At 51.9% G+C, this 18,720-nt stretch carries 22 protein-coding genes; 2 read left to right on the plus strand and 20 right to left on the minus strand.

What is annotated here, in order from left to right:
* From AB4K05_RS11645 to AB4K05_RS11715, 15 genes are read right to left on the minus strand one after another with little or no spacing between them, the layout of a single operon-like run.
* Entirely contained in the window at nucleotides 1-1,803 is a 1,803-nt protein-coding gene (locus AB4K05_RS11645; protein ID WP_368480125.1) for a hypothetical protein, read from the minus strand.
* Nucleotides 1,800-4,316: a hypothetical protein gene (locus tag AB4K05_RS11650; protein WP_368480126.1), complete on the minus strand. Its 2,517-nt coding sequence runs from the start codon at nucleotides 4,314-4,316 to the stop codon at nucleotides 1,800-1,802. Before AB4K05_RS11650 ends, AB4K05_RS11645 begins: the two co-directional genes overlap by 4 nt.
* A complete protein-coding gene (locus AB4K05_RS11655; protein ID WP_368480127.1) occupies nucleotides 4,316-4,891 on the minus strand; it encodes a hypothetical protein in 576 nt (191 codons plus the stop codon). The genes AB4K05_RS11650 and AB4K05_RS11655 overlap by 1 nt, the downstream gene beginning before the upstream one ends.
* Nucleotides 4,891-5,355: a hypothetical protein gene (locus tag AB4K05_RS11660; protein WP_368480128.1), complete on the minus strand. Its 465-nt coding sequence runs from the start codon at nucleotides 5,353-5,355 to the stop codon at nucleotides 4,891-4,893. The genes AB4K05_RS11655 and AB4K05_RS11660 overlap by 1 nt, the downstream gene beginning before the upstream one ends.
* Nucleotides 5,355-7,817: a hypothetical protein gene (locus tag AB4K05_RS11665; RefSeq protein WP_368480129.1), complete on the minus strand. Its 2,463-nt coding sequence runs from the start codon at nucleotides 7,815-7,817 to the stop codon at nucleotides 5,355-5,357. The genes AB4K05_RS11660 and AB4K05_RS11665 overlap by 1 nt, the downstream gene beginning before the upstream one ends.
* Entirely contained in the window at nucleotides 7,817-8,422 is a 606-nt protein-coding gene (locus AB4K05_RS11670; RefSeq protein ID WP_368480130.1) for a hypothetical protein, read from the minus strand. The genes AB4K05_RS11665 and AB4K05_RS11670 overlap by 1 nt, the downstream gene beginning before the upstream one ends.
* Nucleotides 8,422-8,745: a capsid staple protein gene (gene gp10, locus AB4K05_RS11675; protein WP_368480131.1), complete on the minus strand. Its 324-nt coding sequence runs from the start codon at nucleotides 8,743-8,745 to the stop codon at nucleotides 8,422-8,424. Before gp10 ends, AB4K05_RS11670 begins: the two co-directional genes overlap by 1 nt.
* 48 nt (nucleotides 8,746-8,793) lie before the next feature.
* Nucleotides 8,794-9,147: a hypothetical protein gene (locus AB4K05_RS11680; RefSeq protein ID WP_368480132.1), complete on the minus strand. Its 354-nt coding sequence runs from the start codon at nucleotides 9,145-9,147 to the stop codon at nucleotides 8,794-8,796.
* Nucleotides 9,148-9,157: 10 nt separating this feature from the next.
* Nucleotides 9,158-9,595 carry a Bbp16 family capsid cement protein gene (locus tag AB4K05_RS11685; RefSeq protein WP_368480133.1) on the minus strand — a complete coding sequence of 146 codons (438 nt, stop codon included), beginning with the start codon at nucleotides 9,593-9,595 and terminating at the stop codon, nucleotides 9,158-9,160.
* 53 nt (nucleotides 9,596-9,648) lie between these two features.
* A complete protein-coding gene (locus AB4K05_RS11690; RefSeq protein WP_368480134.1) occupies nucleotides 9,649-10,635 on the minus strand; it encodes a major capsid protein in 987 nt (328 codons plus the stop codon).
* A gap of 14 nt (nucleotides 10,636-10,649) precedes the next feature.
* Nucleotides 10,650-11,345, minus strand: a complete 696-nt coding sequence (locus tag AB4K05_RS11695; RefSeq protein ID WP_368480135.1) for a peptidase — start codon at nucleotides 11,343-11,345, stop codon at nucleotides 10,650-10,652.
* A gap of 11 nt (nucleotides 11,346-11,356) precedes the next feature.
* Nucleotides 11,357-11,599, minus strand: a complete 243-nt coding sequence (locus tag AB4K05_RS11700) for a head fiber protein (RefSeq protein ID WP_368480136.1) — start codon at nucleotides 11,597-11,599, stop codon at nucleotides 11,357-11,359.
* A 4-nt stretch (nucleotides 11,600-11,603) separates the two neighbouring features.
* A complete protein-coding gene (locus tag AB4K05_RS11705; RefSeq protein ID WP_368480137.1) occupies nucleotides 11,604-11,897 on the minus strand; it encodes a hypothetical protein in 294 nt (97 codons plus the stop codon).
* On the minus strand, nucleotides 11,894-13,579 hold the full coding sequence (locus tag AB4K05_RS11710; protein WP_368480138.1) for a portal protein: 1,686 nt from the start codon (nucleotides 13,577-13,579) through the stop codon (nucleotides 11,894-11,896). The genes AB4K05_RS11705 and AB4K05_RS11710 overlap by 4 nt, the downstream gene beginning before the upstream one ends.
* Before the next feature lie 14 nt (nucleotides 13,580-13,593).
* Entirely contained in the window at nucleotides 13,594-13,809 is a 216-nt protein-coding gene (locus AB4K05_RS11715) for a hypothetical protein (RefSeq protein WP_368480139.1), read from the minus strand.
* Nucleotides 13,810-14,628: 819 nt separating this feature from the next.
* Between AB4K05_RS11715 and AB4K05_RS11720 the strand changes: the two genes are divergently transcribed.
* The gene (locus AB4K05_RS11720) at nucleotides 14,629-14,811 is read left to right on the plus strand and encodes a hypothetical protein (protein ID WP_368480140.1); all 183 of its coding nucleotides are present in this window, start codon (nucleotides 14,629-14,631) and stop codon (nucleotides 14,809-14,811) included.
* A 68-nt stretch (nucleotides 14,812-14,879) separates the two neighbouring features.
* The gene (locus AB4K05_RS11725; protein ID WP_368480141.1) at nucleotides 14,880-15,161 is read left to right on the plus strand and encodes a hypothetical protein; all 282 of its coding nucleotides are present in this window, start codon (nucleotides 14,880-14,882) and stop codon (nucleotides 15,159-15,161) included.
* On the opposite strand, the gene AB4K05_RS11730 is transcribed toward AB4K05_RS11725, so the two are convergent.
* The 5 genes from AB4K05_RS11730 to AB4K05_RS11750 form a co-directional block, all read right to left on the minus strand.
* Nucleotides 15,152-16,624: a terminase gene (locus AB4K05_RS11730; protein ID WP_368480142.1), complete on the minus strand. Its 1,473-nt coding sequence runs from the start codon at nucleotides 16,622-16,624 to the stop codon at nucleotides 15,152-15,154. The two genes, AB4K05_RS11725 and AB4K05_RS11730, sit on opposite strands and share 10 nt — an antisense overlap.
* Nucleotides 16,621-17,226 (minus strand): terminase small subunit, encoded by a 606-nt coding sequence (locus AB4K05_RS11735; protein WP_368480162.1) that lies wholly within the window; start codon nucleotides 17,224-17,226, stop codon nucleotides 16,621-16,623. Before AB4K05_RS11735 ends, AB4K05_RS11730 begins: the two co-directional genes overlap by 4 nt.
* Before the next feature lie 383 nt (nucleotides 17,227-17,609).
* On the minus strand, nucleotides 17,610-17,948 hold the full coding sequence (locus AB4K05_RS11740) for a hypothetical protein (protein WP_368480143.1): 339 nt from the start codon (nucleotides 17,946-17,948) through the stop codon (nucleotides 17,610-17,612).
* A complete protein-coding gene (locus AB4K05_RS11745; RefSeq protein ID WP_368480144.1) occupies nucleotides 17,948-18,154 on the minus strand; it encodes a hypothetical protein in 207 nt (68 codons plus the stop codon). The genes AB4K05_RS11740 and AB4K05_RS11745 overlap by 1 nt, the downstream gene beginning before the upstream one ends.
* Entirely contained in the window at nucleotides 18,154-18,690 is a 537-nt protein-coding gene (locus tag AB4K05_RS11750; RefSeq protein WP_368480145.1) for a hypothetical protein, read from the minus strand. The genes AB4K05_RS11745 and AB4K05_RS11750 overlap by 1 nt, the downstream gene beginning before the upstream one ends.
* Between the last annotated feature and the right edge of the window lie 30 nt (nucleotides 18,691-18,720).

Here is an 18,720-nt window from a genome sequence, read left to right on the forward strand (position 1 = left end):
TTACCCTCTCAAGAAACACGAGACAGCCACATCAAAGAGGCTGGAATCCTGTATTGCCTGTTCATTTTCCCTGCTTGCCTCATCCAGAACCTCGCGCGCATTACGCGGCTGCGGGTTACCATCCTCATCAAGAACAGTGATCACCATGTCAGGTGATTCACTTAATGAGTCCTCGGCAATACGGAGGTCGATATCACCGGACTGATCAGCAGTTGGTTTCTGCTCAACCTGTCGTAAAGACGCTGCTGTATCAAACGGCGCAGCCTCGTCAGCGGTGCGCACTTCGGCGGTTTTATAGAATGAAAGTGCCTGAGTGTTAAGATCACTTTCTGCCTGCTGGCGTCTTGCTAGCTCGGCCCTGGCTTCAAAGAACCGACCGCCTTTTTCATGCGGCGCCAGAGTGTCACGAGCAGAGTCAAGCCTGCTTTGAGCGTCAGATATATTTTGGTCCACGTCACGTAGGCGGGCTTGCTTATCAGCCCTGGAACGAGCCAGTTGTTTCCCACTTCCTGCCGGTTCTTCCGCCAGAATTTTTTCTCTTTGGGAATTGAGGTTATCAATAATCCTTTGACTATTAGCTATTTCTGACTGATATACCTGCCGATCCCCTCTGGGCAATACTTGCGCTGCATCGGCCTCAAGTGCTCGAAGTCCAACTGATATTTGCGTGCTGCCTTCATCCGCACGATTAAGGTTCTCATCAATGGCTTGAGCTATTAAATTTCTTCGCCCTGGGATATCACTGAATGATGCCGGTTCAGCTATGCTGCTAACGTCAACAGCACGCCCCTGGCTGACATCAGACATTGCCTTTTGCAACGCCTGAACATGAGCATCTCGCGAAATAACATTGATTGGGACGCCGGGGGCAACATCTATTTCAGCGTGATGTGATGCGTTTGCAGCCAATGCAGCATCTACATCAGTTGGTGAAAATTCTGGTACGTTACCAGCCTCTCCACGAGAGTTTATGAAACGACCAACACCACCAAATGCCACGCCAAGAACAGCGTCGATAGCCATGGCTTGACTATCAAGCACCTGATATTGGCTTGCCATTTCGTTATAACCGCCATTGCGAAGCGTCTGCGCCGTCAAACCGCGCTGCGCCATGCCGAACGCAATGTTGGTGCCAGCAGCGTATATAATATCAGGAACAGCTCTCACTGCTGTTGCAGCGGCATTACGCACTGCACTTTCGCCAGCCTTTGAGAGCTGTGCGCCAATGCCTTCAGCCAACGCACCGCCGGCACGCAATCCCAGACTCATTGGAATAAGCGTACCAGCCCCAGCGGTTACCCCCTCAATTAGCCCTGCTTCCTGAGCGGTTCTGAAGTCAACACCTTGAGCGGTAAGCCGCTCAAACGCAGAAAAACCCTGCAAAGAAGTAACGGCCGCAGCGCCACCCGCAGGGCCTGCTAATGCGGTCCCGACAACAGCTTGACCACCCATGTCGAATAAACCATTGAGGATCTGACCTGCTGTACCGGTAGTGGCAGAGTCTGGAGTAAGTCGCTTAACCTGCTGTTCTGCTAACTTTCGTTGCTCGGCAATATACGTCGCCGACGTGTCGTTGAGCGGGGTGTTCTCATTCACAAGTTGAGCAACAGGAGATACCAACTTGTCCATGCCAGCCCATAGCAACTCATCTGGTTTTGCCACCAACCCGGAATACAGGCCCGACACAGCAGCGCCAACAGCATTATCAAAAAAACCGACATCACTGTTAAAACCCGCTGGGTTAGATGCTGCTTCGTCAAGTTGCTGATTTTGATTTACCTGGTCAAGGCCAAAGTAACTCATTGTGGAATGCCTCCAGAGAATCGCTGGCGCTGCTGGGTAAGATCGATGACGACTGGGGTTCCATCCTGCTTAAGCAAATAGCCGGTTCCAAGCTTCACTAAGTACTGACTATCCCCATAGCTTTGCAATCCGTACTGCCCAGGAGGGGCTTTAATTCCTGCCCCAGTCACCTGGGTCTCCCATGCCTGATTTACCTGCTTGTCGAATTGATCTGCAGACATCCCCCATGGCAAAAGAACATTCCCCTGCCCGTTGTAGTCATGCACACCACCAGTAGCTACGTTAACAGCCTGCTTCCAGGTGTCACTGTCAATCTCTCCTGATACAACGCCCTTCTTCGCCATTACCCCTGCGTAGTAGTCTTTCGCGATCTCATACGCCATAGATGCCCCTTGTGCATCACCGGCAAATGCATCTTTCACCATGTCAGAAAACTCGAGGCGCAGGTCGGTATCCTTCGGCATTGGGATTCCCTTCGCATCATCAGATCCCTTTCTGGCAGCCGCGCCTGACAAAATAGTCTGTGCCGCTGATTCTGGGGATATAGAAACATCAGGATTAAACCAATTCTTCTCAGCCACTACGCCACCAGGCTTATCCATAAGGATCCCCGCAACCGCGGCAGATGGTGCGTTAGCGCTAATTTGCTGGAGTGCTGACATGTACACCTGCCCACCGCCGGTACTCTGCCGGATGGTATCGAGATATGCAGACTGTTGTGAAACCGGAGCGTCACGGAAGAAAACGCCGATCTGATTGGCTTCATCCTTTGAAAAGAACGTCAAAGGTGTCGCATAAGATTTTGATAGCTCTCCAACCTGAGATGCGCGCAGCGCAATGCTCTGCCCAAAATTACTCTGGTTTGACATATCGATAGGCTTTGTCTGTCCTGCCGAAAGTGAGAACTGTACAGGGTCAGCCTGGCGCTGTTTGATTACCTGATTTGCAGCGGTAACCACATTGTCATAAAGCGCGGCGCGTGACGCGTATCCTTCGCCAGTTTCACCAGTGTCAGGACGCAACTGATCGACGTATGCGGTAATGCTGTTGGTAGGCATATTGCGGAACGAGCCTATGTACTGCCCGGCGATCTGCGTATTTCGGAATTCGGTGTAACGCAGGTTGCCTTCCCGAACTCCATACGCAGCCATGAAATCTGCTTCGCCGGGAGGATTAGGAAACTCAATGCCACGCATATAAGCAGCATTTGCATCGCGTACCTGGCTGTCAATCGTGGTTCGGTATTCAGCCTGCTGTTGTTTACGAATTTGGTCAGCCTGCCGTAGGAAGGTTGCCTGAGCTTCTGGAGAAGCTGCATCAAAAGCCGCACTACCGGTGTATCGTTTATTGCTCGCAGGCAACTGAGACAGCCCCAGCGCCGCGCTTACTCCTGTAGATAGCTGATCATTGCTATATGGCTGGCTACCATTTTCGTGATGAATGATTGCTGCACAAAGGGCCTTTAAGGTATTCGGATTAGATGCATCAATTGGCTGATCAGCAGTCACACCAACCTGCGCACAGACAGCTCTGATATATGCATCCGTATCGTTATTGTCCGATGCAGGTGCCCACCGGTTGATAATGTCACTGACTGTATCAATGCCCTGCCGTTGATACGAAAGTAGGTTGCGGCCAAGAGCACGAATACCATGCTCTGGCGTTTCGAACTTAGCAAAACGACCATCATCACCAGTCTGCCCAACCCAAGGGTTAGAAGCACTGAACTCAAGGTTTCCCGGATTATTGTTGCGGATCCCTCTTGCGCCTTCTCCAGTCGATTCTCCGCCACCTAGCGTTGCGCGACGAGAACCTGTAACCGTATCACTCAGTTCACCATTGCTCTGAATGAACTCAATTGAATTACTTGCTGACCACTGGGAGAGAGCCCTGTCGGCTACCTTCTCTTTAAATTCGACCTTCTTGGCCTGAATCTGTTCATCACTCCAGCCATGTGCTGCGCCGAAATCATCAATTTGCTGAAACGCCTGCCGGTTCGCCAGTACATAACTGGTATTATCGCCATACATCTCTGACGCCGTCTTAGCGCCAGTATCAAGAGTGGCCTGAAACTGTCCCTGTTCATACGCGTTCAGCTGGCTAATTTCATGTCTTCCAGCCTGTGAGGTGAACTGAATCCTCTGTTGCTGCGCTTGCTGCATGAATCCAGAACGTGCTGACTCAGGAAGTTGCATTGAGAGTTCCTGAGCTTTTGCATCAAAAAGTTGTGTGTACTCCTGCCCCTTTCCAAGCGCATTTTTGCCCTGCAGGTTAAGCAAGCCATTCTGAGGGTTAGTCATCAGGTCGCTGGCTGCCTGCGTCAATTGAAGCGATGCATCCTGCGACATGGCCACATCAGCTCGCTGCTTAGCCTGAGCAAATACATCAAGAGCCTGGCCGCCAACTTTTACGGCAACATCCCCAATATTTGGACGTTGAAATGACTGAATCTCTGGAGCATTAACGCCGATGCTTTCAACCTGGCGACCAGATACTGTAGGTACAACTGGCATTAGTAACCCCCTATTTTAAATTGGGAATTGCTATTAACTCCGCCAGATAGCATTGGTGTTGAACCGCCACCTGCCGATACCGACGTTTTAAACGGATTCCACGAACCACCGAGAGCGCTGTATGCCCCATACGCATTAATTGGTGCCGTAAGCAGGGTCGTCATCGCTCCAGCGTTACCTTGCGCGCGCGCAGATTTGGCCTGGTTTTTATAGTTGGCTGACTGAACCTGTAATCCATATGCCTCGCGCTGTGCATTGTTTACTGTCGTAAGCGCATCAAGTTGGCCGAATTGCGCGGTATCACCGAAGATATCCAGTGAACTACCCGAACTAAGATCCCCACCACTCGCCGCCATAGTGGCAGCCTGAGTACCAAGCTGCTGTCTCATCTGCGAACGTCGGCGATCGGCCTCAATGTTCCCGCGGTTAATTGCATCATCAGCTTGCGCCTCAGCAACCTGCGCGTTCTGCTTTGCTACTGAAGATTCATATTTCCCCTGCTGATACTGGTTGTATGCAGACATGGCACCTAATGCGAGCGTTGCACCAGCTATTATCGTGGTTGGTTCACACATTATTTTTTCTCCCTGTAAAAGTGATGGAAGTTCATGCCAAGGACGCCGTAAGGGGCTGCTTCATCGAGCGTGAAACCGATCCAGTGCAACCATGCTTTAGCGACGTGGTTGCGTGCATCTACATAATTTTCAAGATACGGGTAAACCATGTGCATTGCATTGACCACTTTTTTGCAGTGGCGAAGGAAAGTACGCTGATATGTTTCAAGCTCATCCGTTCCAACCAGCCACGGAATGCCGTTCCCGCCAATCATTGATGCCGGCGCAACACCAAAGATGGCAATCACCTGTCCATTAATCAGACCAGCACAGGTGAAGGTAGAGGTTTTCAGGCCTGTTTCGAGTACCCGGCGAGCATCCCATCCATTAGCTGCCAAAAACTCGTCTTTATCCGCTTCACGAACCCGGGGGATGATTTCTTCAATATGGGCCTGCGTTGCTGGAATAATTTGCGCATCGATCATCAGAAGCCTCCAACTGTTATCCGAGGAATAACCGCCAGCACCGATACAGGAAGCGGGTCTGTTTGACGGATTTTTACTCTGCCGTTGTTGTCCCAATTGCTGTCGAGTTTCACCTCAACCTTTCCTGTTGCGTCGTCAACCGGGTCGTCATAAAACTCGAATTCCCGTTGCGGATATTCATACCAGGTCCCTCCAGGTGTGGACGCCCAAATACCGCGGCTGGCGTTAACAACGAGAGTCACAGTGGAAATAAGCTGCTTCTTATCCAGTAAGGTTTCCTGGCCACTGATATTGATGTCCAGCGTTTCAAACTGAGCGCTGATTGGGAGCCCGATGTGAACTACGCCGCCGGGAGATTCCAGGGTGACAGCTCCACCAGTGACCACTTTTTGCGGTTCAACGTTGGCGTCTGAGAGAATATTGACCTTCTGCCCTTCAAGGTGGCCAAGCCCAGAAAAGGTGCTGCGAGCCATGCGCCAGTCTTTCGTTGCCACATTACGGAGCGCTTCAGGAACATTTCGGTTCACCATTACCGTGACCGTGTTTCCATCGATAACCGATGCGATATCACAACGCAGCTCCATGTCGACGGCATTACCATCGGGATCCTTACCGACATAAGGAATCTGTATCTGGGCGCCGATATCGGTAGACGAAAAGTAACTGTCCCCGCTCATCGTCAGGGTATAGGGAGTTTCGTAATTCCAATCCTCGCTGCCGCCAGTGATCACCACGGTGTTTGTTCCGGCATTTCTGCCGTCGTAGCTCAGCCCACTATCCACAAAGAAAGCATCTAAATCACTGGTGAACTGGCGACTTGCCAGGCGCTCAATGTAACGCTTCGTTTGCCCATTAATGGTTCTGTTAACGATGAAGTAAACTGCGTCCTCATCGCCTTCGCTGATGCAGCATGTACTCTCGTATTTACCCGCGCTACTCTGCGGAGCCCATGCGAAAACCTGCTGATCACGCAGATAGGTAAGAACAAGTAATTTCCCGTCATCCCGCACACAGAAAGCGCTGGAATACGGAACAATGCAGAATGACCAGTCAACAACGCTGTGACGCTGAAACAGGTGATTTGCCAGAATGGTCAGGTCAGAACCTTGATACCCGTCGACGTCAAACGAATATGCAAGATCACGAACTACACTGCCCTTTTCCTGGATGAATAGAGCAATGTTGGCCACGGCGATTGGCGGAAGGTTGCTGCTACCGTTTGAGCCCTGAGAGCTGAAAGTGAATGCCGACGGGGTGAGCACCTTATTCTGATCACCACCAATGACGTACTCCCCGCCGGAGGTCAGTGCGACAAGGGAACCGATATCAATCAGATGCCTGATTTCATTAACCTGGCGTCCCGCATAGGTGAATATGATCCGGTCATCATCCTGGATAGGATTGCTCTTCCCAAAATCCTTATAATCACCAGTACGGCTTGCCCATATGGTTTGTGGGAACCCGGTTGACGCAGCGAAATACAGACGCTGCTGATAATAGGTAACCGTTGCCGGGTACCCATTTACGCTATTCCATGCGAATTTTGCCCACTTATAACTGGCCTTTGAACTACCGACGACGTTCTCTGGGATCCGGGAAACAACCGTTGCGGTCGCTGTTTTTCCGTCGGTACCCACTGCCGTTATTTTGGCAATGCCAAACCCACTGTGCAGATACTCCCACTGAATACCAGTATCGCCACTCCACCCATCCCAGGACATACCTTCAGTGTGTGATGGTCTAAGCGTACCGGTTTTTCCTGAAGAGTTTGCTCGATAATAATTGCTGTCCGCGCGCCGGACATTGCCAGTAGAGGTGTCTTTACTGGTTTCCCAGACCGGTACGGCATCAATCGCTGGCTGCTCGAGATAGAAAAGCTTACCGACCTGCTCAGCACCGAAAATTGCAGAGCTGGCCGTCAGCGTTACGGTGCCGGCTGTGGCGCTTGAATACACCGTAATGGTGTCATCAACATTGATATCTTCAAATGGCCCGTTCTTTGTTTCGACGTCCACGATTTCCCAATTGTCATGGGCATGCCGACGTAATTCTTTTGGCGGGTAAGCTGGATGAACCAAGGTCAGAACGTCGGCACTCTGCGTGAACTTAATGCCGAAAATATCATCCTCGCCATATGGCATCGCCAACTCATAAATGACGTTGCTGCTATCCAGCACAAGCGCACCATCTTTAATAACGCGCATGTATTGGTGGCCGAACTCCAGCGCATAAGTCTGGATCGTGGAAAACTGGAATGGGATGAGCCGTGACTTACGGTCAGGATATTTAGCCGCGGCAATAAACTGAGTGCCAGGCCTGTTTTCAACACCGCCGTACTGACGAACGATGAAGTTATCGCACTTGCGCAGAGCAACCTGATACTTCGCCATATCAATGCGGCCGTACAACGTAGGCCCGATTTCGCCGCCAGCAAAACTTGGTTGAATCCAGCTGATAGCCATTATGACAACCTCGCGATAGTGAACTCATCAACGGGAGGCTGCGGCTCCTGAGTTTCGTTGAGGCTATGAGAACCCGCTGAGGCGATGACCCGGCTGTACATATTTAGTGCGTTATTGCCGAGATCAGCATTACCAGTGAGCGACATGTTCACCGCGGCGGCCAGTCGCCAGGATAATGCTTCCTGGAAGATTGACTCAAACACGTTCACGTCAGAGATTCGGGCCACATACTTCAACCATGCTGCTGGCTGGTCCGTATAAATCAGACGCCCGGTACCATCACCGTTAGATCCTGTTTCGTACTGGATACGCATCATTTCAGACGGGTTCCGGTTCCCGGGTACTGGGATCTCAATAATTCTCAGGCAGTCTGTAGGATAGGTGTACGCATACGCCCAGTCGGAAGGTGGGTTATTGGTATCAGCAAGTGCAATGCGCTTCGTCGCGAAGTTCCAGGGGAAATCAGCCAAAACCGCATCGCGTGTTGACTCATAGTACAAAGAGCACTGGCCTGCTTCCTTGCTGGCCTCACTCAGACTGTTGATCGTGCGGTTGTTTCCGAGATTGCTGAGTGCGCGGTTGCAGATGTCGATAACGGATGCCATTAATCACCCCCGGTGCCATACAGTGTTTCAGCCGCTGATTTTGGTGCCTCACCAGCAACTGGAGATATGGCCATGTCGGTGATCTGAAGATCTGCGCTACGGTCAACGCCATTGTCATTCTCACGGGCCGAAACACCGCGAATCACCGCTTTGGCAGTAATCATGATTTCGCTACCAACAGCCTGCGGTTGAGCATTCAACTTTTTCAGCGTGTCGTTGTTTAGCGTGATGCAAAGCCCCCATGGATAATCATCACGGGTCTGAGTTTTCCCGCTTTCGTCCTGGTAGCTATCGGTGCCAGTTTTAAGGTTGACCAGATCCATAACCGCTCCTGTAAGAAAGGGGCCGAAGCCCCTGTTTATTAGCGAGGCTTACAGCCCGAGTTCTTTACGCTTATCGGCGATCTTCTCGCGGATAGTCTCGGCTTTGGCGTTGTGATGCGGCTTCTCATTGAATAATGCTTCGTACTCTTCGCGAAGCTTATCCAGATCGCCGTTAACACCTTCGTTCACTGGCCCCAGCACAACTTCAGGAATAACGACTGCAGGCTTGGACTTAGAGTTGCCCGCGATAGCTTTTTCCTTTGCTGCCTTTGCCGCTTCGTTCACTGGCTCCAGCGCGCTACCGGGAATGCCGTCATACTCAATTTCTGAACCTTCAGGCCAGAGGTTGTTATGAATATGCGACAGACGCAGGACGCGATACTTTGCTTTTTCACCTGACATCAATTCCCCCTTAGCCAGTCACTTTCGAGCGGGTTGGATAAGGCGTATTAGCGTCAACATCCAGGTTAATACCTGAAGTGAACGCGCCAGCAGTCAGTGGGCCGGTGGCAACGATGTAATTCACGCGCAGATAACGCAGAACGCCAGCAGGAACTTTGGCAGACGCAATACGCTTACCGGCTGCCAGATTAGCCAGCGCCAACGCGCCGCTATCGTAAATCGTTGACCATGAGCTATTGTCCGCGCTGGTCTGCAACTGAACGTTTAACGTCGCTGCGCCGGCGGCGGCCGCGGTGGTGTTGACGGTCGCCCAAAACTCAAGAGGATAACCAACACCAATGTCGCGGCGGGTTCCATCCATCGGGCCCAGGTCAATCACATCAGTTGAAGCTGCAGTAGCCGTAACCGCCTGCGCTTCGGAGAACATCAACAGTTTGTCGAGGATCATCTTTCTTTCTCCAGTTAGCAGCCCGTCACCGGGCCGCCGGTTATTGTCAGGGGTTAAACCACGCGCGCTTCAGTTTCCAGAATCGCGTCAGTTTCACGAATAGGGATGCCGCGGAAAGCAGTCCACCATTCGCCTTCTGTTTCCTTCACGCTGATAGCGAGAGAGGATTTTTCCAGAGACTGCAGATCCAGAGCCTGCCCCAGCGTACGGTTCATGTAGAACACAGGGCGACCCATGCCACGGTTAGGAATGCGGTGCAGCGCTTTTACCATCAGTTTGGCGATGTTGGCTGCGGCGGTAGGGTCTTCCAGATCGCTAATGTCGATGTTCGCGACGCGAACGACATAACGCCAGTCTCGAAGAGTCAGGCCGTTATCCCACTTGTAGTGGGTGCGGTAGCCTTCGTACTGACCGTTATTGGCATCTTTCAGCGTCTGTTGCCCTTTATCTTCCATCTGCAGACCAGCCTTCTGGCCTTTAGGGAAGATTCCATGCACGGTGTTTTCACCCCATACGATCAGCCAGATAGAGGTGTTGTCAGTACCGGTGCCGCCAGCATCAATGATGTTCTGGGCATTCCCGGCTGACAGGCTGGAGTAACGGGATGCCAGCCCCATGAACTGCTGAGGATTAACACTGGAGTCACCATAGAAAAGAACCTGAGCCATCTGCTGGTTCATCGCTTCAATAAACGCACGGTCCTCAGACAGACGGAATTCAGCCGTGTTGCCGTTCAGATCAGCCAGCGTCTTATCAACTTCAGAGTAAGTCTCCAGCATGCCTGTCGAATCAGTTACCTGTACGGTGGTTGATTTGCTAGGCTGCACACCATAGTTAAGTAAGCGCCAAGTTGCCGTCGGCAGGCCTGAGCGGATGGTGGTACGGTGACCCGTTGGCAGGTTGCCCTCAACAAATGGCATGTCCTGCAGGATCGGGTTGGTTTGGGAGAGAAGCTCGATAATTTTATCAACCTTCCCGTTTGGATCGATGCGCTTACCCCAGTCAGCCAGCGTCAGCGCAGTTAAGCCTTTAACAGCCATGATTATATCCTCTCTTATTTGCCATAGAGCACTTCGGCCGTACTACGCTGGCCAGTATTACCACCGGAAACCATGCCGTCTTCTGACATGGCTTTGCCGATTTTGACGAACGTCTTCACTAGGTCAGGGTGATTACCCAGCCCGGTAGCGTTCAGGTATTCTTTCAGCTCAGGCGTGCCGAACTGGTCAAGCGCTCGCTGTGCAACGCCGATGTTTGCCGTTAACTTATCGCCGCCGATTTCTTTGTCGGCTTTAACTGTCGCGGCCCATTCTTCAGTCTGTGCCTGCCATGCTTCGGTCTGTCGCTGCTGCACACCTTCAAGAATCTTTGGATAGGCATCTACCAGCTTCTGCGCCTGCTCGTTGGTCAGGTTTAGTTCGCGCGCAACAGGTTCAAAATCAGCCAGCGCAGCGCTGTCTAATTCAACACCTTCACCGGTGCTGAACTCATACTTGTCTGGCGCTCCCTCGGGCTTTTGCTCCTGGCTGCCATCTGGTTTACCTTCTGCATCAGGTTTTCCGCCCTCGGATGGTTCTGCGCCCTGCTCGCTTTGCTGGTTGCTGGCTTCACCGCCTTTCCCATCTGCAACTGGCTGAGGGTTATCACCAGCCGGAGCGGGGTCAGCAGATGCGGCCGCTGGCGCTGCGCCACCCTCAGCAGGTTGTTCATTGCAAAGACGGCGATGGATCAAACGTTCAAATAAATTCATCAGGTGTCACCTTAGGTATTTGGAATTTCCAGAGCGCCTGAGATCCTGAGTTTCGCGAGAAGTGAGTTCAGCGCAGAAACAACACCGGCTACATCAGTAGCAGTTGAGTCGTTCTGAAAAGTTGCCATCTTCACGCCGCCGATCTCTGCGGTTGTTGCTTTCGGAAGCTGATATGAATCGCCATCCAGAAGCTCCATTTCTACGATTGTGCTGTTTCCTTCCAGGCGAACAGCTCGCATACGATAAGTAGCCATGTCGTTACTCCTTCTTACTGGCCTCGTCAGCCATCTTCAGATACTGGTCAGGGCAATGCGCCATCACTTGCTGAAACAGCGAAAGAGCTAAGTTGCGCTGCCCTTCGTTAAAAGCTGTCGCGTATGGGTCAACACTGAAACAGATGCCAAAAACGCCGCCTTTCTCAAGCAGTGACCACACAACACGGCGGCCCCGCTCCGAATTCATTACATGCTGGATATCATCGATATCTCGCTGCTCCAGCAGAGCTTGTTTGCGCTCATCTGCGCCAGTTTCAGCATCATCAATCTCAGTCATTGCTGTGGTGCTCCTGAGTTACCTGCAGCTGCCGATAGCGCTGATAAAACAGATGGATCTGACGTTTGCGCCTCGCTGAGTGTTTTAGCTCCCTGCGCTGCTGCCATACCCATTTCCATCGCCTTCTGCTGCTGTTGCTGTTGGGCTCGGTCTTGGCGAATCTGTTCGACCTGCTCCTGCGGAACGATAACTGTTGGAGAAACACCGGACATTTCAGCAAAAGCATCAACCGCTTGGTCGGCGTCGAGTTTGTCCAGCGCTTCAGTTTTGCCAAGCGCTGCAAGTTGGCCGATAAATCCGACAGTTGATGCAAGACTGGAAAGCCCAATGGATTTTTGAGCCTGAGCCATCACAGATATGTATTCGATGCTGAGCGGCATTCCTTCGAGGATATCCGGCGGAGGTGGGAGCATCCCTTTACGGACCATGATGGAGAACGTGCGGTCGATAAGCGGGTTCAGGCATTCATCGTTAAGACGTTCTAGTACTGGCCCCAGCATCAGCAACTTCTCTTCTTTCATCTCGATCACTGCTTCAACAGGCATTGAGCGAGTGTTGATGCTTTGCAGCATCATGAAGAGGTCAACGAAGTACGCGCTGTTGATGACCTGCCGCGTATCCTGAATATCAGCCAGCAAGTCAGCAGTGTTTGGATTCACGAGGTAGGCAGGTCGTAACCCATCCTGCCCCTGCATCGTATCGATGTAGTTGATTGCCCCAGGAATGAGCGAGACACGTTGCGTCTTAAGGCTGCTTGGGCCAACCATCGGTGGGTTGGTGGCTTTATCAATCAATTGGCTTTTACGCTTCTGCTCAAGCTGCAGCGCTTTAACCTGCCCAAGGGCAATCATTCCAGGGCACGATGAACCGTAGACATCCTCGCCGTTTACTTCCCAGCGCGGCGCCATAATCGGGAACTCATCAAAGCCAGACTCACGTAACAACTTGTCGTTGTCGCCGCCGACCTCGAAATACACGGATTTGATTGGCTTGTTTTTGCTGTCGAGCTTCGCTGTATCGCGGTCAATGTTTGGATAAACAGCGTGAACAACCTCGATCCACGTTTCGTACGTGCCGGATTCCCACATGCTCTTCACTGAAGAACTGACATTGTTCAGGCCGAACTCCATCACCAACTGGCGAACGGTCATAGTGAACTTGCGATAACTGGTATCAACACTCCCGCGCGGGGAGTTTGCAAGGTAGTAGCTACCGATCGGAAACATCATCGTACGAATGACGTCTTGGTCATCCTCCAGCACAGCCATCGCGCCAGTGCTGTATGTGCCAAGGCTGCTGTAAAGCAGAGGCAGTGACTGATAGAGGTTCGACTTGTTGTACACCTCGTTCATACGGCGTTGAACGACTTCGAGCCAGAGCTTCACCGGCCCGTAATCCATCATATCCGGGTCTGGTGTTGCCAGTTTGAACCACGGTCTTGCAGGTGAAGTGATGCCTGACATCATCCCGCTTGAAAGCGTACGGTTTGCCAGGGTTGCGTTTGGGTCAACAATCTTACTATTACGGCGGTCATCTCGGTTTACATCGGTGACCAGGAAGCGGGAACCACGAGGGTTAATGAACTCACTTAGTTCGCGCCAGTGTGACTCGAACGAAGATCGATCAGTGGTTAACTGAGACATCTGCTTTTGCAGTTGCTCTTTCAGGGTTTCCGCAGCCATGCCTGATTCTCCAGTTACTGACCGAGCAGAGTTTTGCCGCTGGTGTTTGCGGTAGACGTATCACCACGGGCACCAGTCAGCATTGTCGATTTTTGCCCAGCAGCTGCACGGCGGCGGCGCTGTTCCTCATCACGCGATTCAACAACGGCCTGATCCTGCTCTTGTGGAGCGGCCTGCACTTCTGGTGCAGCGACTACTGCTGGCGTAGATGGTTTGCTGCCGACACACATAGCGATACTCCAAAGCGATTAAGTTATTACCAATTTAACCACATATGAATTATTTAGCGTAGGATATTGACTTTGCACGATGCAATTATTACCTTTTAGGTAACTACAAAGTTGTTTTCTTATCAGCTTCGGCAATGACGGGATTACAGCAGAGGTGTTAGCTGAGCATGGCAGCAGCCCACCATGTGAAAAATTGCGGAGGTGTTTATGTGAACGCCAAAGCATCACGGCATATGGCACATGTGTCGCAGCGGTCTGACAGATTTCCTTGCGGGGTTTCCCTTGTCTGCCAGGTAGCCGGAATGTGCAAGCCAGTGTCAGGTATGCACGGACAGACGACTCACCATCGTGGCGATACGGTGTGACACCTCGGAAGAGACGAGGGCATAACAGGTAAGAGCATTGACCATGCTGAAATGGGCCGCGCATCAACTCGGTGCGCGCGAGTAAATACCCGCTACAGATTACCAGTGCTCTTCCCGTTGTGGTGAATGCGCAGGCTGATGCGCAAGTGTAAGACCTGATGGGTAGTAGATATCGTTGGCTTTAGTCGGTTGAGTAAGCGCGTTGCAAGCCAGCACTGACCCAATAAACGATTTGCGAAACCTTCGCCCCGGTGAAACTCCGGTGTCAACTAGCAAGTCGCATAGCCAAGTCGGAGATCAGCACCGACCACCACAACCCAATCACGCCTTAGGACCGTGATACCCGTAGTGCCTGTACCATCCCTTGTGAATAGTTCGCCCACTTCGGTGGGCATTTTTTTGCCTCTCGCTTACCTAACAGGTATTATCGAGGTTCACACAGCAAGGAGGTTTCATGTCAGAACAAGCTTATGATTTAACTAAAATTAAAGAGATAGATCAGACCGACGATGCCCAAAAAGCAAATTTTCTTTTGGGTAATGGATGGGTTTTACTGAAGGTCACAGAATCACAGGCTCATAACTCTAATGGTGCCTTGTATTCAACCGTTTGGTTCACCGTTGGGCGACCTGAGTAACGTAACTAATGCCCGCTATCAGGCGGGCATTTCGAAACAACTTTCAAATAAGGTGAGGCAAGGTGGTCATGAAGATAAAGCAGAAGATTGTTGATATTTTCGTTAACTCAACTCACGATTGGAATCAGGCGATGCATAATGCCATTGAAAGAAAGGTTTTTGAGGGATACAACAATACTTTTCCAAATGGGATGCAAGACCCTGAACAAACTGAAGAGAGGATAGAGTCGATGCGCACGTTTTACTATCAGCGCATGATGAATACTGCTTCGCTACTGCTCACTGCGGTATCTCTAACGGTCGCATTCATAGCATTAATGGTTGCCATTATTGCGATCCATTATGCGTAAGGATCGTACTCTGTTATCGCCTGCCCCTGCATACCTGGGGCGTTAAACTGCTTCTTCACCACCGGTGCTGCATACGTCAACACATAGGCGTCGGCGTTGTTCGGTGAGCGGCCCAGCAAATCCTTCACCTCATCCTTGTCCTGCAATATCTTCCGGCTGTCCTTCAATCGTACTTTGTACTCTGGCGCGCTCAGTTCGTCGGCCAACTCCTGACTATCCAGCTGCGCCCCGAGCTTCAGTGCGTCACGGGCTGATTTGTACATCTCGCCGCGCTTATTGCCCATCTCAGGATCTGCCGTTCCGCTGCCGAACTGTATCAGAGTCCAGTTTCGCCCCCAGTTATCGCCAACAGACTTCAACCCGGTGCCGTAGCCATAGTCGATAAATACCGCGTCAGCGCCATACTGGTCTTCAAAGTCGGCAATCACACGCGCAAACAGTACATCGTCTGTGGTGCGCTGCCATTCGCCAAGCTTCTTGCAATGGAGTCCCTTGCGCAGATAAATAACGGCCGGGTCTTTGCCCTGGTGTGATGAGTCAACGCCAAGAACGGTAGCAGCGTGGGCCACCTGCGCTTCAGTGATAACGCGACCCACCGCTGGCTGCGTCAGACCTGACGGTATAAACTGGTTTTCTGAGGCGTCAGGGAACAGTCCGCGCACACGTACTTTAACGAAGTCGCTATCCTCGCCGTAGTCGTCCACCCATTTTTGCAACTGCTCTTTGTTCGTGCCTTCGACGGTGCGGCTGTCTATCTGCTCGCAGTCCCAGCGATGGCGAAATTTTCGGAAGCATTCACGGAAACGCCCGGTGTTACGCGTCGGGTTACCAAACGCTACCCAGATAATTTCAGTGTGCTCGTCGGTGAGTGCCCCCTCTGCAACCTCCCACACCAGATCTGCAATGTTAGACGCTTCGTCGAAAATGAGAATGATGCGCTTACGCTCGTTGTGCAGCCCAGCGAATGCCTCGGTGTTGTTCTCAGACCATGGGATAGCATCTGCACGCCAACTCTTATCGTGCCCTGGGTCGGTGCTGTATATCGCGGTTGCTGTAGGCTTGAACCAGTCGCTGTGGATTGCTAAGCGAGACCACTTTGTTATTTCTGGCCAAGTCTTGGTGCGAAGCTGGTTCTCGGTATTGGCGGTCACCACCACTTTGCAATCTTCGCAGGTGGCCATGCCCCAGTTGATCAGCATCGAGATGAAAGCGGACTTACCGATACCGTGGCCGGATGCCCTGGCAATCATCAGCGGCTGATGGCGGGTGTTAGGGTTTTGCAGGTGCTTTCCAATTCTCCTGAAGGTATTCTCCTGCCACTTACGCGGCCCGGTAGCATGCGCCAGCTCTGTGCCGTCTTCTCCCCACGGGAACGCATACAGCGCATAGCCGAGCGGGTCATACGTAAACGAGGCAATATCCTCGACGAGTTGCTCTTCCGGCGACATGGCTGCGGCTGTCATTCTTCACCTCCAGCCTGCTCTTTTACGCGGCGGCGTGCGGCTGCCATGCGGTCAGCAATGGTGACGGTGCCGGAAACTTCCAGCCGCTCTTTGAACGCCATCACATCAACATGTTTCCCGATTAGCTCGAGGTTCTTCACCTTGTCCGGCCACTTAATCTTCTTGAGCATGTTCTCAAGTGTGGTTTCGTCAAAGTTGGTGATTGTTGTCGAAATGTCCAGCCCGCTTAATGTGGTGCGCCATATCTTCGGCCACTGGCTTATTGGTTTCAGTCCGCCGTCATCGTTCAGAATATCCAGCACATCCATCTGGTCGATCTCCACTAGGCGAAGCAGGACATAATCGGCACTAACGCGAAGACGCTTATTGCGCTCTTCCATCAGCGCGGCAATACGTTTTTGCACACGCTCATCACGCATGTTCTGGCTTGCGAACTTGGCTGCAGTGTTTGGTGAGTAGCCAGCATTAATAGCCGCCTGAGTCTGGTTCTCAGGTGCTTTGATGTATTCCTGACAGTAAGCCTCCTGCTGCGCTGTCAGTGGCTTGAACTGCGTCGATTTGCGCTTGTATTCCTTTGGCATGGTAACACCCGAATTAATCATTACCGATTTGGTAATACTAACACGCAAAACAAAGCCGCCATAGTCGGCGGCCATTGCTAAACCAGTTTAAACTCTTCTTCGAATACTTGGCCCCTTTGCTCCATCGCACCGTATGTCACGACGTACTGGACACAATCGAATATCGACATTGGCCTTTCAAACTCAAGCCAAAAGCAATCGTTGTATGCCCTGCCCAACCAAAAGCCGCCGCCGCATTCCTTTGCACGCTGAATGATAAGCCACGTGCCCTCAATAACACTTTCGATAAACTCACCGCGGCGAACTACTGTGTAATTAAGATCTTTCCCGCCCATAATTTCCGCTCATAAAAACTGTATATACATACAGTAGTTCATAGCGAGAATGTTTTCAATCGTGACATGTCACACAACTAATTTAGTGCTGTGCCAACCGCGCGTAACCCAGCATTGCGAGTCACCATCACAGGGGCATGAATCGACAGGCAAAGCGTCGCCACACTTTCCACAGCGCTGCTTGCTGATGGACTTGATGCGGAGCCCGACGCGCGCATTATCCTGGCGGATCAGCATCGCAATGTATTCGCCCATTTCATACGGCGCCCTACCAGGGCGACGGGCGGCGCAGTTCTGCTCCAGCATTGCCTGCTCTTGCTCATCAAGAACTAATTCAAGCTTGCGTTCACCGGCGGCGGACTGGCGCGCACGCTGAGCCGCCTTTCGTTCTGCGGATGATTTAGGCATCAGTCGCCGCCATCAGCGAGCTTTTGCATCGCGCCGGCGTATCGCTTCATCCCATGGTCAAAGGCAGACGCAATCACCACATCCTCTTCAGCAAGAGCATCGCGGAACGCCACTGCAACAACCTTGCCGCCAAATGCTTCCATGTGCGCATGTACTGGAGGCTCTTTGCCATCCTCAAACTCAATGACGAAAGTTAACACAGCCATCACTTCACCTCCTGTGGCGCTGCAGCAAGCATGGCGCTCCACTGATGGTCTGGACTTACAAAGCTATCAGCCTCATCATTTGCCTTATGAAAGGCTTTGCGCATATCAACTGTAGGCTCAACCGGAACTAGCCTCCACCCATCCGGAGTTACCGGAGAGTTGCTGGTGCCCATTTCGCCATTTTTTGGCAAAGAATCCAGTGTTGACGCTGGTTTGATGCTGGTTAGCGGCGCAGATTGATACAGAGCGGCTCGGCTGTCATTCCAAGCTATCCACGCCAAATCGACATGAGGGTCGGCGTAATTTGCACCGCCGTTTGCACGATTCAGGGTGACGATTGTACCTTCCTCGCCGTGGTGGAACTTGAACCACTCTTCGAACTGGTCGCGACCATCACTTTTCGCCTTCCGCACCGCCCGCAGTTCTCTCATCAACGACAGCATCTTGGGCGTCATGCCGTCACGCTCTAACTTCCAAATCATCTGGTCGAGTTCTTCGTCTGGTACCAGTGCAGGGTCTGTTAAGTTGGTTGTCATGCTGCACGCTCCTGTTGAATTCCCATGCGC

Origin of the sequence: Kluyvera sp. STS39-E (assembly GCF_040932435.1) — a bacterium.
Taxonomy (GTDB): Bacteria; Pseudomonadota; Gammaproteobacteria; order Enterobacterales; family Enterobacteriaceae; genus Kluyvera.

Coding starts and splice junctions, on each gene's coding strand:
- AB4K05_RS11730 (WP_368480142.1), bottom strand. CDS start 16,624: ATGACAGCCGCAGCCATGTCGCCGGAAGAGCAACTCGTCGAGGATATT.
- AB4K05_RS11740 (WP_368480143.1), bottom strand. CDS start 17,948: ATGCCTAAATCATCCGCAGAACGAAAGGCGGCTCAGCGTGCGCGCCAG.
- AB4K05_RS11720 (WP_368480140.1), top strand. CDS start 14,629: ATGTCAGAACAAGCTTATGATTTAACTAAAATTAAAGAGATAGATCAG.
- AB4K05_RS11710 (WP_368480138.1), bottom strand. CDS start 13,579: ATGGCTGCGGAAACCCTGAAAGAGCAACTGCAAAAGCAGATGTCTCAG.
- AB4K05_RS11650 (WP_368480126.1), bottom strand. CDS start 4,316: ATGCCAGTTGTACCTACAGTATCTGGTCGCCAGGTTGAAAGCATCGGC.
- AB4K05_RS11715 (WP_368480139.1), bottom strand. CDS start 13,809: ATGTGTGTCGGCAGCAAACCATCTACGCCAGCAGTAGTCGCTGCACCA.
- AB4K05_RS11665 (WP_368480129.1), bottom strand. CDS start 7,817: ATGGCTATCAGCTGGATTCAACCAAGTTTTGCTGGCGGCGAAATCGGG.
- AB4K05_RS11645 (WP_368480125.1), bottom strand. CDS start 1,803: ATGAGTTACTTTGGCCTTGACCAGGTAAATCAAAATCAGCAACTTGAC.
- AB4K05_RS11690 (WP_368480134.1), bottom strand. CDS start 10,635: ATGGCTGTTAAAGGCTTAACTGCGCTGACGCTGGCTGACTGGGGTAAG.
- AB4K05_RS11735 (WP_368480162.1), bottom strand. CDS start 17,226: ATGATTAATTCGGGTGTTACCATGCCAAAGGAATACAAGCGCAAATCG.
- AB4K05_RS11670 (WP_368480130.1), bottom strand. CDS start 8,422: ATGGCATCCGTTATCGACATCTGCAACCGCGCACTCAGCAATCTCGGA.
- AB4K05_RS11745 (WP_368480144.1), bottom strand. CDS start 18,154: ATGGCTGTGTTAACTTTCGTCATTGAGTTTGAGGATGGCAAAGAGCCT.
- AB4K05_RS11685 (WP_368480133.1), bottom strand. CDS start 9,595: ATGATCCTCGACAAACTGTTGATGTTCTCCGAAGCGCAGGCGGTTACG.
- AB4K05_RS11700 (WP_368480136.1), bottom strand. CDS start 11,599: ATGGCTACTTATCGTATGCGAGCTGTTCGCCTGGAAGGAAACAGCACA.
- AB4K05_RS11725 (WP_368480141.1), top strand. CDS start 14,880: ATGAAGATAAAGCAGAAGATTGTTGATATTTTCGTTAACTCAACTCAC.
- AB4K05_RS11705 (WP_368480137.1), bottom strand. CDS start 11,897: ATGACTGAGATTGATGATGCTGAAACTGGCGCAGATGAGCGCAAACAA.
- gp10 (WP_368480131.1), bottom strand. CDS start 8,745: ATGGATCTGGTCAACCTTAAAACTGGCACCGATAGCTACCAGGACGAA.
- AB4K05_RS11750 (WP_368480145.1), bottom strand. CDS start 18,690: ATGACAACCAACTTAACAGACCCTGCACTGGTACCAGACGAAGAACTC.
- AB4K05_RS11655 (WP_368480127.1), bottom strand. CDS start 4,891: ATGTGTGAACCAACCACGATAATAGCTGGTGCAACGCTCGCATTAGGT.
- AB4K05_RS11680 (WP_368480132.1), bottom strand. CDS start 9,147: ATGTCAGGTGAAAAAGCAAAGTATCGCGTCCTGCGTCTGTCGCATATT.
- AB4K05_RS11660 (WP_368480128.1), bottom strand. CDS start 5,355: ATGATCGATGCGCAAATTATTCCAGCAACGCAGGCCCATATTGAAGAA.
- AB4K05_RS11695 (WP_368480135.1), bottom strand. CDS start 11,345: ATGAATTTATTTGAACGTTTGATCCATCGCCGTCTTTGCAATGAACAA.